Below are 11,799 nucleotides of genomic sequence, written 5' to 3'. Positions count from 1 at the left end.
CAACACAGTGTTGGCTTTTTCTACCGGCGAAAAGAAAGGCGAACAATTTTCTTTAAGCAATCCAATCATTACTGGAGAAGCCCTTAATATGCTGGTGAAGCACGATAAAGACCGAGCGGCGTCAATTCTGCACTTCTTAGATCAAATCTCGAAGGCCGATGAAGGCAACTGGCGGATGGTCGAGTAAAGTTTTCCTTGCGTTTTATAGCAGGGCTGTTAAACTAACATTTGGTTTGAAATTAAACGAATTTGGGAGTTACTGTTATGAAACTTACATTGAATGAAATGGCTGCAAAATTTGATGTTGCGCCAGCCGTGATTGACGATTATATCAAAAACGGTTTGGTCCCAAGCAGAGCTCAGACAGCTGATGACATTGCCTTTGATGAAACGGATATGTACTGGGTTGAAATGGCTCATTGCTTTATTGAGAACGGCTCGTCGGTCGAAGATGTTAAAGAGCTGATTAAACGTTGCAAGATATAGGATAAAGTTATTGTTAAACCCCGAATGGAATGATATTCTAATCACAAGGGGTATTGGCGCTCTTGAGTCATTAATTAGATGATCGTTTGTATACTGTTAGATTGCACAAGTAATGTGACAAAAGAGTTCCATCGTGCGAATAAAAGCACTTTGAGTATTCGGTTATAAACCGGATCAGTATTCGAGTATGAACGAAGTGATATTTGATTAAAACCATTAGAGTCGCCGATTCCCCTTAGAAAGGGCCAGTGCAATTGCGCTGGTCTTTTTCTTTTGACAATTGATGTGAAAGCGTTGTCAAGAGCTGCAGATCATGCTATATTGTGGGAAATGACCGAATAACGAAGCAGATAACAAGCAAAGAAGGGGTTAGTATGGCAAAAGTGTTGGTCGTGATTGCACGGCCAGAAAGTGAAAAATCACGGACGTTAAAGGTACTTAAAGTGTTTCTTGATGCGTATGTCAAGAATCATCCTCACGATACGTTGGAATACCTGGACTTGTACAAATCGAATTTTCCGGAACTAGATGCCGACATTCTTTCTGCCTGGGATCAATTGGGCGAAGGAACCCCGTTTAGCGACTTAAGTTCTTCACAACAGCTAAAAGTTGAAGAATTCAACGCCTCGACAGAGCAGTTTCTGGCAGCCGATAAGCTGGTCATTGCCAATCCGATGTGGAATTTGATGATTCCGACCAAGCTCAAGGCCTGGATTGATACAATTGTGGTTGCCGGAAAAACGTTCAGGTACACCGAAACAGCGCCAATTGCACTGACGAGCGGCAAGAAGGCAATTCATATTCAAGCAGCTGGCGGCAAATACAATAATCAGGATTTTGGCACCCAGTACGTGAAGACCATGTTGAATTTCATTGGTGTCGAGTCAGTCGAAAAAATTTCGATTGAAGGCATGGACCACGCACCAGAACAGGCTGAAGAAATCGTCAGCAATGCCGAAGACGACGCCAGGAGAGCTGCAAAGACATTTTAACGTGAATCATTTCAACAGAAGCGTGCGAGTTTTTCACACGCTTTTTCTGTTCTATTTTTCTGGCAACCTAAACATTTTGTTTAGGGCTATGGAAATTTTCATCAACTAATGCAATAATAATACTAGATTGGAGTGATTAATTGATGGCAGAACAAAATCATGATCACGAAGAATTGGCCGGCTCCAAGTTCTTTTGGGTGACCGTGCTAAACGTTGTTATTACGATTGCAGAATTTGTCGGCGGGGCGTTATCAGGGAGTCTTTCATTAATTTCAGATGCGTTTCATAATGCCGGCGATTCTGTTTCGATTGTTTTCAGTTATGCTGCAAGCCGTATCAGTCGGCGAAAGCAAAATGCGCGGAATACCTTTGGCTACAAGCGCGCTGAAATTATTGCGGCATTCCTGAACTCAATCGCACTTGCCCTTATTTGTGTCTTTTTGATTGTTGAAGCGGCTAAACGAATTACTGACCCGCAACCCATCAATGGAAATTTGATGTTAACGATTGCGGTCATTGGTTTGGCTGCCAATTTATTGTCAGCGTTCTTACTCAATTCAGGTTCTAAAAGCAGCTTGAACATGAAGGCCACTTATTTACATATTCTGAGTGATGCCTTATCATCAATTGCAATTATTTTCGGTGGAATTTTAATTGATTTGTATAATTGGACACTGGCTGATCCGATTGTCACTGTCCTTGTGGCGGTTTACATTTTCTACGAATCAATTCCAATTATTCGCCAAACATTCCGGATTTTGATGCAGGGCGCACCCAACTTGGACTATGATCAAATCAAGCGTGACCTGTTACAAATCGACGGCGTATTCTCGGTTCATCACGTTCATGCTTGGATGATCGATGAAAATAATTTAATTTTTTCGGCCCACGTTAATATGCACGATATGAAACTGAGTGATGCCCAACCGATTTATTCTGAAATCAGCAAGGTTCTCAAAGAAAAGTACCACATGTGTCACATTACCATTCAAGCGGAAACCACTCGTGGTGAAAACGAAGACATTATTTATGATCGCGGAAATGACATTCCATAAAGTATAGGAGATTTTGAGCTTAATGACCCCAATGAAAGAGGACTATTTAAAAATTATATTTGAACTTGGCGGCGCCGATAAGTTAATCAGCAATAAGCAAATTGCAATTAGCTTAAATATTGCGGCCGGTTCGGTGACTGAAATGGTTAATAAGATGGTCGATGAGAAGCTGGTGACCCATGAACCTTATTCCGGTGTTCAACTAACTGCTAAGGGTAAGCGCTATGCAGAAGAATTAGTTCGAAAGCACAGAATTTGGGAGAGTTTTTTAGTTAACACGCTTCACTATGATATTTCCGATGTTCACGATGAAGCCGAACTCTTGGAACACGTGACCTCAGACAAGATGATTGATCATTTGGATGACTTTTTAGGCAATCCCAAACGCTGTCCACATGGTGGTGTGATTCCAGATCGTAATGGCAATTATCATCCCGATCATGATAAAATTCTCACGGAAGCCAAAGACGGTGAAGAGGTCATCGTCAACCGCTTTATAGACAATCACGATCTCCTTACCTTATTGGGAGACATTAAGCTTGATATCGGCGACAAACTAAAGATTGTCTCCCACGATCCGTTTGAAGGGTCGGTCACGGTCAAAAATTTGACCGATAAGAAGAACTTGGTAATTGGTTATAAAACGGCCCACTACGTTTTTGTGAGGTGATCGCATGGCAGATACAGCTACCAGGCAGGAGAATTACGACCACTTGGTACTAAACACCTGCGTTTTAGCAGGAAGAATCATGATTGAATCCGGTTCTGAAATGTCGCGGGTAAACGACACGATTATGCGGATTGCCAAAAATGCCGGGTTGAAAGATGCGCAGGTCTACGCGACTTTAACCGGAATTATCATGTCGGGTGGCGTTAAGGAAGTCGGTGCCGAAGTCGGGTCGATCGATAAACGGGCTTTTGATATGGAAAAAGTGGCTAAGGTCAATGAATTATCACGGGCCTATGCCGCCAAAAAAATTGATATCTACGAATTCCGTGACGACCTTGTCCACATCGACGACTTGGTGGCCACGTTCCCGTTATGGCTTCAAACGCTGGGGGCCGGATTGGTCAGCGGAACGCTGGTCGTTGTGTTTCAAAACAACCTGCCTGATTTTTGGATTACGTTTATCGTCGGCATGTTCGGCTGGGCAGTTTATTATTTTTTGAATATCTACATTCAGATACGCTTTTTGAGCGAGTTCCTGGCGGCGGTCGTAGTTGGTGCCCTGGCGTTGCTGTCGATTAAGTGGGGCCTGGGCGTTCACGCAGATGATATTATCATTGGTGGAATTATGCCGCTGGTTCCGGGAATTCCACTGACCAATGCCGTCCGGGATGCCTTATCGGGCAACTTGATCAGTGGGCCGGCCAGAGGAATTGAAGCGTTGATCAGTGCTTGTGCGTTGGGATTTGGCGTTGCAATTGCGCTACACTTCTTTTGAGGGATGCAAATGAATTTATTTATCATTAAATGTATTTGTGTATATTTTTCTGGAATTGGCTTTGGCCTGATCGTCAATTTGCCGCACCGGGCACTAAATGTCGCTGGCATCACCGCCACGTTGAGTTGGCTGGTCTACTACGCGATTATCAATACGTGGGGCGGATTAGGCGCCGCCAATTTTTTCGGTGGCCTAACGATTGGGTTGGTGTCCGTCATCATCGCCCATCTCAAGAAGATGCCCAGCATTTTATTTGACGTGCCGGGATTAGTGCCATTGGTTCCTGGCGGCCAGGCTTATAACACCATCAAGAACTTTGCCATGGGAAATTACCAAGTAGCGTTCAACTACCTTTCCGAAGTGGTCTGGATTGCCGGCTCAATTGCGTTGGGATTCATTGTGGCAGAGCTGATCAACAAAATTCGAATTAAAATTAAATATGCAACACGGTTGAGGAACAGATAGGGTTGCTAAAAAAGCGTCCCAAGATTTAATCTTGAGGCGCTTTTGTTGTATAAAGGTTTTTATCGCATCATTCCTAAAACAAAACTAATCCCTAAAATAACCAACACAATTGTCGTGATGACAACGTATAAATGATCGCCTTCACGGTAAAATGAGTAAATCGAGACGGCAACTCGCAGGACTGGCGTTAAGATCAGGCAAAAGATCCCCAGCATCATGATTGCGTATGGCTTTAAATGGGCAATACCAGCCCAGATGTTGGTGAAATCAGTTGGAAAGGCGTTGTGAGGATAACCACCGTTTCCTTTGACGATGAGCAGCACCAAGCCGATAATCATGATCGTTGCCGAGACGATGACGCCCAAGCGAAGAATTTTGCCAATCACCAATTCAACGTCGGCCATTTCTTCTTTGACTTCTTGCTCATTGGAATTTTTAGACATCTTATCTCAGCCCCTTCATGAACATTTCAATTCCGATATAAAATAAAATTGGCACGAAAATCATTCGAATTGATCGCGCGGACATATCACGCACAATTCGGGAACCACCACGTGCACCCACTAGAATGCCCAGTGCCAGGGGAACGGCAATCATTGGTTTGATTGAGCCGTTAAAGAAGTAAACCGTCGCACTGGCAGCAGCGGTAACCCCCATCATCAGGTTACTGGTAGAAGTTGACGGCTTCAACGGCATTTTCATGACTGTATCCATGGCGATCACCTTGAACGCCCCTGACCCAATTCCCAGAAGGCCACTGGCAATGCCGGCACCGTACATCACGGCAAGACCGCCGGGAATGTGTTCCACCTGATAATCGATCTGTTTGCCTTCAACATTGTCGAAATAAGTGCTGTCCAGACGAAATTTAGCCGACAGCTTATCCGGATGAGCCCGGTGTAGTACCTCTTGGTGGCTGATCAACTTGCGGATCATGTTATAACCTGAGAACAACAGGAGTAATCCAAAAAGTATGTATAGGTATTTTGGATCGATGACACCGGTCAGCAGGGCACCGCTCAGGGCCCCCAACGTGGTTGCAATTTCCAGAAACATGGCAACCCGTAAGTTCAGCACCTTGTCGCGCAGATACGCAATCGTGGCACCGGAACTGGTGGCAATCACGGCGACAATACTGGCCCCAATTGCATATTTGATGTCAACGCCCATTAACAACGTCAATATTGGTGTGAGAATGATGCCACCACCAAGTCCTAGGATTGCACCGGCAAATCCAGCAAACACCCCGATGGCAATCATGATTAATGCGTAATTTATCAAGTCTTTTCCTCCCCTTCGAATATCTAACAACTCAAAAGATTATACACTTTCTGTAAATAATTAAAAGATGACAAAGAATTTTCAGAAATAAAATCGAATTTCTGATTTGTGATATACTCGAATTTGATTAATACATACGAGAGGATTGTTAAAATGATGTATGGAAACGAAGACTACATGCTGATGCAGCGGGATCCAAACCGGCTGGTCAAGCTGATTGTCGCAGTATGTTTTACGGTACTGCTGGCAGTCTCTGTGGGATTTAACTTTGATTATTTGCAATTTTTAGATTCAATTTTTACCACTGCCGTTCAGGGATCAGCGCCGACACAAGGCCTGGAACACTTCTACGGAATGGTCACGTTTTTAGCGAGCCCCAAGATGGATATCTTCTGGGTGTTTATCGCAGCGTTTTTCTTGTGGGGGTTCAAATACAAAGTGCCGGCACTGTGGGCTTTATTTACAATTGGCGGCGGTGATGTGATCGGTGCAATTGTTAAGCAACTAGTCCGACGTCACCGGCCACCGCTTCACTTGGGTGTTGATAATGGCTATAGTTTTCCAAGCGGTCATGTTCTTGGATTTTTCTTAGTAGCCGGCATTTTGTGGGTTATTGTGATCCCATTGATTCAACACGCGTCCATTCGGTTCATCGTTAAAGCATTGCTGGTTGTCGTGCTCATTTGTGTCATGTTTTCGAGAATTTACTTGAATGCCCATTATCCCACCGATACGGTTGGGGCATGTCTGGTTGGCTACTCATGGCTGTTGATTTCAGAAATGCTGTACGCCAGTTACGCGCCACAAGTCGCAAGATACCGGTTCGTGGTCAATACAAAGATATAAATGTCAATGTGGGGCAAAAAGCGGTTAGCTTCCAGAGTTTAGGAGAATGTTGATGATATCCCGCGTTTGGATATTTGAGTCGTTCTTGTACACGCTGGGGCCAAAAGCCTTTCGTCCCATTTTTACTGAGGAGGAAGGACGATGCAGATGCCGATTGCAACCGAACGGACAATGATCACCACAGTCAGTCCAGCTGATTTGGCTGCTTATGAAACATTGATTACCATTCCAGAAGTCGCTGACGGAGCCGGATTTAATTTGTTGAGCAACCAGGCAATGCTGTCTGAGGTTGCCAAACGCCAGCTGAAGCATCCTGGGACTTTTGGCGTTCGAATGGACGGTCGACTGATTGGGTCCATTTTATTGTTTGATAAGGTGAGCCGAAGCGGTCTTCCCGATTCGAAAAACTTGGAAGTCAGTTATTTTCTTCACCCGGATTTTTGGCGGAAAGGCATTATGACTGAGGCACTTACTCAGTTAATGATCGCACTTCAAGCTGACGGTAAAATCAGGTCGATTAGTGCAGAGGCGTTTGTCGATAACGTGGGTTCGATTGCCCTTCTGGAAAGGGTTGGCTTCAGCCGCGTCGCCAAAATAGTGGACCCGATTGTGGGTAAGCCGAAGTTGATTTACCACTTGTCTTTTGACTAGTCAAAAGGGGCTGCGGTTTGTCAATTTGGGTCAATTGAGTTACAATTTTTATTGTCTGAAAGTTTAAAACTAAATTAATCGATATATTCGAGTAGAGGCGCATTCATTATAAGTATATTTCAGGAACTTGAAGGAAGTTATGACTGAAGTAAAAAGGGATGAGTGCCGAAACAATCAATCGCCTTCCGGTTGGTTGTTGGGCCCTAACTTAAGAGGTTAGGGACTGTCGTGGCAGATACCGCGGGGAGCTATCAAGATGTTGAGAAACGTAATGGTCTCTTTCAATATTTTGAAAGGGATTTTTTTGTAGATTTAGTGAATGGATTTAACTATAAGTAATGGGAGACGAAGAAATGAACGAAAACGAGAGCGAAGAATCAAACGGGCAGGTTAAGAGAGGATTGAAGGCTCGCCATGTTTCAATGATTGCCCTTGGAGGTTGTATCGGAACCGGATTATTTGTTGCCAGTGGATCAGCGATTAGCCAGGCGGGGCCAGGAGGCGCTCTGACAGCCTATATTCTGATGGGCCTCATGGTGTACTTCCTGATGACCAGCTTAGGCGAAATGGCCACGAATATGCCAATTTCAGGGTCATTTGCGGCATACTCATCCAAGTATGTTGATCCTGCCCTGGGATTTGCCATGGGTTGGAACTATTGGTTTAACTGGGCAATTACCGTTGCGGTGGACATTAGTACCGCCGCATTGGTGATGAAATTCTGGCTGCCAAACGTTCCGGCGTGGATCTGGAGCGCGATTGCATTAGTGGTTATTTTCCTAATTAATGCCATGTCGGTCAGCACGTTTGGTGAAACGGAGTTCTGGATGTCGGCGATTAAAGTCATCACAATCATTATTTTCCTGATCGTGGGGGCGTTAACCATCTTTGGGATTATGGGCGGACATTTTGTTGGGATGCGGAATTTCTCAATCAAACAAGCGCCGTTTGTTGGCGGGTTTCCGGCGATTCTAAGTGTGTTCGTGGTTGCCGGGTTCTCATTTCAAGGAACGGAGCTGGTGGGAATTACCGCTGGTGAATCCCAAGATCCCGAGCACAGTGTCCCAAAGGCGATTAACGAAGTCTTTTGGCGAATTATCTTGTTCTATATTCTAACGATCTTTGTGATTGCAGCCATTATTCCTTATACCAGCCACTCACTGTTGGGCTCCAGTGCGACGGATATTGCGATTAGTCCGTTTACGTTGGTCTTCCAGCGGGCAGGTCTGGCTGCAGCGGCCAGTGTGATGAACGCAGTTATTTTGACATCGGTTATTTCATCGGCCAACTCGGGAATGTACGCGTCGACTCGAATGATGTATTCCTTATCCAACAGTGGATATGCGCCTAAAAAGCTGGGTGAAACCGCTGCAAACGGGATTCCGTATTATTCACTACTGGTGACGACATTTGTTTCACTGTTGACGTTTATTTCCAGTATTGCCGGTCCTAAAATTTACATGTGGTTGGTGGCGGCCTCTGGTCTGACTGGCTTTATCGCCTGGTTTGGAATTGCAATTTCACATTTCCGCTTTAGACGGGCATTTGTCAAACAGGGCCACAGTATCAGTGAGCTTAAGTACCATGCCAAGCTGTTCCCATTTGGCCCGGTTTTATGCTTGATCCTGTGTATCTTGGTGATCGTCGGCCAAAATCCGCAAGCTTTCATGAACTTTGATTGGAAGCAGATTTTGGTGACCTACATGAGTGTGCCACTGGTTCTGGTTTTATACTTTTGGTACAAAATTAAGCACCACACGAAAATCATTCCTTTAGATGAGGTAGATGTTTCCCCATCGCATAAAGATCAAAACCTTTCCGAACTTAACGATAAGTAATATATCAATACCAAATTGGTCTATCAAACTAGATAGGCCAATTTTTTATTATTTTGTCGGTATTTTGCTTGATATTTCGCCTTGATATTTGGTACACTCTTACCAATTGGTATATTTAAAATATGAGGTGGACTAAATATGAAAAAATTAATTTCCAAAGGTAAATTTGAACGAATGAATAAAGTTTCCAATGATCAGCATATGATCGACGCTTTGGCGTTAGATCAACGTGGATCGCTTGTTAAGTCGATGAAAACGGCATCCGAAAAATACGGTAAGCTTTTCAGTATGACGATGGTTTACGATTTTAAGGAAATTGTTTCAGAGATCTTAAGCCCATTGAGTTCAGCGGTTCTGTTGGACGATCAAATGGGGTTTAAAGGAATTCAGGCAAAGGCCAAAGATACCGGTCTGATCATGTCATATGAAAAGACCGGCTACGATGCCGACACTCCCGGCAGATTACCCAGTTTAATTCCGGACCAGTCCGCCCAGATTATGGTCGAAAAGGGCGCCGATGCCCTTAAAGTGTTGGTTTACTACAATCCCAATGACCCTGATGAGGTTAATGACGTTAAAAAAGCCTTTGCACAACGTTATGGGACCGAGGGTGTGGCAGCCGAAACGCCAACTTTCTTTGAAATTGTGACCTATGATGACCGTTATGACAGCAAGTCGCTGGAGTTTGCCAAGATTAAGCCTGAGCTGGTTTTGAAATCGATGAAGGAATTTACGCAGGATAAATACCACATTGATGTTTTGAAAATGGAAATTCCATTCAACCCAACTTTTGTTGAGGGATGGGGTGACGGTGACGAGTTTGCTTATACAGAAGTCCAAGCCAAAGCCTACCTCAAGCAATTAAGCGATGAAGCAACCCGGCCATTTATTTTCTTGAGTGCCGGTGTCCCAACCCCTGTTTTCCAGCGTGAGCTTAAGCTGGCTGGAGAAGCTGGCGCCAAATTTAACGGTGTCTTGAGTGGCCGGGCAACTTGGCTCGAAGGTGTCGACATTTATATTCGTGACGGTAAGGACGGGTTAACAGATTGGCTCAAACGCAAGGGGACCCGAAACGTGACTGAATTGACACAAATTTTGTCTGAGAACGCCACTCCTTGGTACGAGGCATACGGCGGTTTGGATAACATTGAAGTCGTTGACATATCGAATTTACAATAATTTACACAATATGTTGCACCACCTCCGCCTAACTAGTACAATATGTAGCGTTGATAAAAATATTGTGCGAAGTATTCACTGCACGCTGAAACGTTAGGGGAATTAACATGCTTGTATTAGCTGGAACAATTGGTGCCGGAAAGACGTCTTTGACTCGAATGTTGTCAGAGCATCTCGGAACACCCGCATATTACGAATCTGTTGAACACAATCAAATTCTGCCGCTGTTTTATAAGGATCCTAAAAAGTACGCTTTCTTATTACAGATTGACTTTTTGAACCGGCGGATGGCTGATATCAAAAAAGCTTGGCAAAATAGTGAGAGTGTTTTGGATCGTTCAATTTTTGAGGATTCATTGCTCTTCCATTTGAATGCCGATTTGGGTCGGGCAACCGAAACGGAAGTCAGCATCTACGACTCACTGCTTCAAAATATGATGCAGGAAATGCCGCACATGGACCACAGCAAGAATCCCGACTTATTAATCCACATCAATATTTCGTTTGAAACGATGTTGAAGCGGATTGAAAAGCGCGGTCGGTCGTTTGAACAAATTGATAATGACCCGGATCTCTACAAATACTATAAAGATTTTAACACCCCCTACCAGCAGTGGTATCAAGATTACGACAAATCGCCTAAGATTAAAATTGACGGCGATCAGTACGACTTTGTCGAAAATGATGCGGATAAGCACAAGGTCATCGACATGATCGATGCCAAAGTTGAGCAGTTGGCGATTTAGTTTTTGACGTGACCTTGTGATTTATGGCTTGATTGGTTATAATCGAATTCAGATAAAACGTTTTGTGCCTATTAAGTAGATTTCAGAGAGACAGTGGTTGGTGGGAACTGTCATCGAATATTCCAGCACAAGAAAGCGGGCAGGTAATGCTGCACGGTGTATGCCGTTATCATACTTTGAGAGCTTGACGACAGTCGAGAACTTGGGTGGTACCGCGAAAAGGATCCTTCGTCCCAGTGACGAGGGGTCCTTTTGTATATTCTAAGGAGGAATTGAAATGTTAGATATTAAGAAGATTCGTAAAGATCCGGATTTTACCAAAGAAAAGTTGGCGACCCGTGGCGTCAAACCGGAAACAATTGATGAGTTACTGAGCTTTGATGCCAAGCGCCGGGACTTAATTGTTGAATCAGAGTCACTGAAGGCACAGCGAAATGATGTTTCGGATCAAATTTCTCAAAAAAAGCGTAATAAGGAAGACGCATCTGAAGCGATTAATCAAATGAAGCAGGTTGGCCAAAAGATTAAAGCCCTTGATGACCAACTTCGAAAAATTGAAGACGATGAAAATAATTTAGCCGCTCACTTACCAAATATTCCACACGATGGGGTTCCGGTTTCGCTGACTGAAGAAGGATCAGTTGAGCTTCGAAAGGTTGGCCAGATTCCGTCATTTGGTTTCAATCCTAAGCACCACTGGGAAATCGGTGAAGATCTGGGGATTCTCGATTTTGAACGAGCTGCCAAGGTATCCGGAAGCCGATTTGTTTACTACATCGGCGATGGCGCATTACTGGAACGAGCGGTTTACAATT

13 protein-coding genes, 2 pseudogenes and 1 riboswitch are annotated in these 11,799 nt (G+C 44.1%); of the genes and pseudogenes, 13 read left to right on the top strand and 2 right to left on the bottom strand.

What is annotated here, in order from left to right; genetic code table 11:
• From AB3112_RS04420 to AB3112_RS04390, 7 genes and pseudogenes are all read left to right on the top strand, one after another.
• A pseudogene (locus AB3112_RS04420) lies at window positions 1-187 on the top strand (hypothetical protein); the annotation flags it as partial.
• 77 nt (window positions 188-264) lie between these two features.
• Complete coding sequence (locus AB3112_RS04415; protein WP_084974696.1) at window positions 265-486, top strand: MerR family transcriptional regulator; 222 nt, start codon at window positions 265-267, stop codon at window positions 484-486.
• Between the two features lie 374 nt (window positions 487-860).
• Complete coding sequence (locus AB3112_RS04410; protein ID WP_084974698.1) at window positions 861-1,478, top strand: FMN-dependent NADH-azoreductase; 618 nt, start codon at window positions 861-863, stop codon at window positions 1,476-1,478.
• A gap of 143 nt (window positions 1,479-1,621) precedes the next feature.
• Complete coding sequence (locus tag AB3112_RS04405; RefSeq protein WP_084974700.1) at window positions 1,622-2,533, top strand: cation diffusion facilitator family transporter; 912 nt, start codon at window positions 1,622-1,624, stop codon at window positions 2,531-2,533.
• Window positions 2,534-2,555: 22 nt separating this feature from the next.
• Window positions 2,556-3,203, top strand: a complete 648-nt coding sequence (locus AB3112_RS04400; protein ID WP_084974702.1) for a metal-dependent transcriptional regulator — start codon at window positions 2,556-2,558, stop codon at window positions 3,201-3,203.
• Window positions 3,204-3,207: 4 nt separating this feature from the next.
• The gene (locus tag AB3112_RS04395) at window positions 3,208-3,978 is read left to right on the top strand and encodes a threonine/serine exporter family protein (protein WP_057910994.1); all 771 of its coding nucleotides are present in this window, start codon (window positions 3,208-3,210) and stop codon (window positions 3,976-3,978) included.
• Between the two features lie 9 nt (window positions 3,979-3,987).
• The gene (locus AB3112_RS04390; RefSeq protein ID WP_075141209.1) at window positions 3,988-4,443 is read left to right on the top strand and encodes a threonine/serine exporter family protein; all 456 of its coding nucleotides are present in this window, start codon (window positions 3,988-3,990) and stop codon (window positions 4,441-4,443) included.
• Between the two features lie 59 nt (window positions 4,444-4,502).
• Here AB3112_RS04390 and AB3112_RS04385 read toward each other — a convergent pair whose 3' ends face one another.
• Together AB3112_RS04385 and AB3112_RS04380 are read right to left on the bottom strand one after the other, a co-directional pair.
• Complete coding sequence (locus AB3112_RS04385; protein WP_084974704.1) at window positions 4,503-4,886, bottom strand: DUF1634 domain-containing protein; 384 nt, start codon at window positions 4,884-4,886, stop codon at window positions 4,503-4,505.
• Between the two features lies 1 nt (window position 4,887).
• Window positions 4,888-5,724 carry a sulfite exporter TauE/SafE family protein gene (locus AB3112_RS04380; RefSeq protein WP_084974706.1) on the bottom strand — a complete coding sequence of 279 codons (837 nt, stop codon included), beginning with the start codon at window positions 5,722-5,724 and terminating at the stop codon, window positions 4,888-4,890.
• Between the two features lie 153 nt (window positions 5,725-5,877).
• Between AB3112_RS04380 and AB3112_RS04375 the strand changes: the two genes are divergently transcribed.
• From AB3112_RS04375 to AB3112_RS04350, 6 genes and pseudogenes are all read left to right on the top strand, one after another.
• The gene (locus tag AB3112_RS04375) at window positions 5,878-6,570 is read left to right on the top strand and encodes a phosphatase PAP2 family protein (RefSeq protein ID WP_239822874.1); all 693 of its coding nucleotides are present in this window, start codon (window positions 5,878-5,880) and stop codon (window positions 6,568-6,570) included.
• A gap of 141 nt (window positions 6,571-6,711) precedes the next feature.
• Complete coding sequence (locus AB3112_RS04370) at window positions 6,712-7,221, top strand: GNAT family N-acetyltransferase (RefSeq protein ID WP_367334017.1); 510 nt, start codon at window positions 6,712-6,714, stop codon at window positions 7,219-7,221.
• An 84-nt stretch (window positions 7,222-7,305) separates the two neighbouring features.
• Window positions 7,306-7,480: riboswitch (Lysine riboswitch) on the top strand.
• Window positions 7,481-7,574: 94 nt separating this feature from the next.
• On the top strand, window positions 7,575-9,059 hold the full coding sequence (locus AB3112_RS04365; RefSeq protein ID WP_084974710.1) for an amino acid permease: 1,485 nt from the start codon (window positions 7,575-7,577) through the stop codon (window positions 9,057-9,059).
• Window positions 9,060-9,197: 138 nt separating this feature from the next.
• Window positions 9,198-10,238, top strand: coding sequence for a tagatose 1,6-diphosphate aldolase (locus tag AB3112_RS04360; RefSeq protein ID WP_084974712.1), 1,041 nt, complete (start codon window positions 9,198-9,200; stop codon window positions 10,236-10,238).
• Window positions 10,239-10,345: 107 nt separating this feature from the next.
• Complete coding sequence (locus tag AB3112_RS04355) at window positions 10,346-10,984, top strand: deoxynucleoside kinase (RefSeq protein WP_367334016.1); 639 nt, start codon at window positions 10,346-10,348, stop codon at window positions 10,982-10,984.
• A 277-nt stretch (window positions 10,985-11,261) separates the two neighbouring features.
• Window positions 11,262-11,799 (top strand): annotated as a pseudogene (locus AB3112_RS04350) (serine--tRNA ligase); the annotation flags it as partial.

Source organism: Lentilactobacillus sp., assembly GCF_040773105.1.
Classification (GTDB): domain Bacteria; phylum Bacillota; class Bacilli; order Lactobacillales; family Lactobacillaceae; genus Lentilactobacillus; species Lentilactobacillus parabuchneri.
The sequence above is the reverse complement of the archived record's forward strand: the minus strand, read 5'-3'. Positions and strand labels throughout refer to the sequence as shown.

Bases quoted from the DNA above. Each gene is read 5' to 3' on its own strand.
- AB3112_RS04385 (WP_084974704.1), bottom strand. From the start codon at position 4,886: ATGTCTAAAAATTCCAATGAGCAAGAAGTCAAAGAAGAAATGGCCGAC.
- AB3112_RS04395 (WP_057910994.1), top strand. From the start codon at position 3,208: ATGGCAGATACAGCTACCAGGCAGGAGAATTACGACCACTTGGTACTA.
- AB3112_RS04410 (WP_084974698.1), top strand. From the start codon at position 861: ATGGCAAAAGTGTTGGTCGTGATTGCACGGCCAGAAAGTGAAAAATCA.
- AB3112_RS04390 (WP_075141209.1), top strand. From the start codon at position 3,988: ATGAATTTATTTATCATTAAATGTATTTGTGTATATTTTTCTGGAATT.
- AB3112_RS04355 (WP_367334016.1), top strand. From the start codon at position 10,346: ATGCTTGTATTAGCTGGAACAATTGGTGCCGGAAAGACGTCTTTGACT.
- AB3112_RS04360 (WP_084974712.1), top strand. From the start codon at position 9,198: ATGAAAAAATTAATTTCCAAAGGTAAATTTGAACGAATGAATAAAGTT.
- AB3112_RS04405 (WP_084974700.1), top strand. From the start codon at position 1,622: ATGGCAGAACAAAATCATGATCACGAAGAATTGGCCGGCTCCAAGTTC.
- AB3112_RS04400 (WP_084974702.1), top strand. From the start codon at position 2,556: ATGACCCCAATGAAAGAGGACTATTTAAAAATTATATTTGAACTTGGC.
- AB3112_RS04415 (WP_084974696.1), top strand. From the start codon at position 265: ATGAAACTTACATTGAATGAAATGGCTGCAAAATTTGATGTTGCGCCA.
- AB3112_RS04375 (WP_239822874.1), top strand. From the start codon at position 5,878: ATGATGTATGGAAACGAAGACTACATGCTGATGCAGCGGGATCCAAAC.
- AB3112_RS04365 (WP_084974710.1), top strand. From the start codon at position 7,575: ATGAACGAAAACGAGAGCGAAGAATCAAACGGGCAGGTTAAGAGAGGA.
- AB3112_RS04370 (WP_367334017.1), top strand. From the start codon at position 6,712: ATGCAGATGCCGATTGCAACCGAACGGACAATGATCACCACAGTCAGT.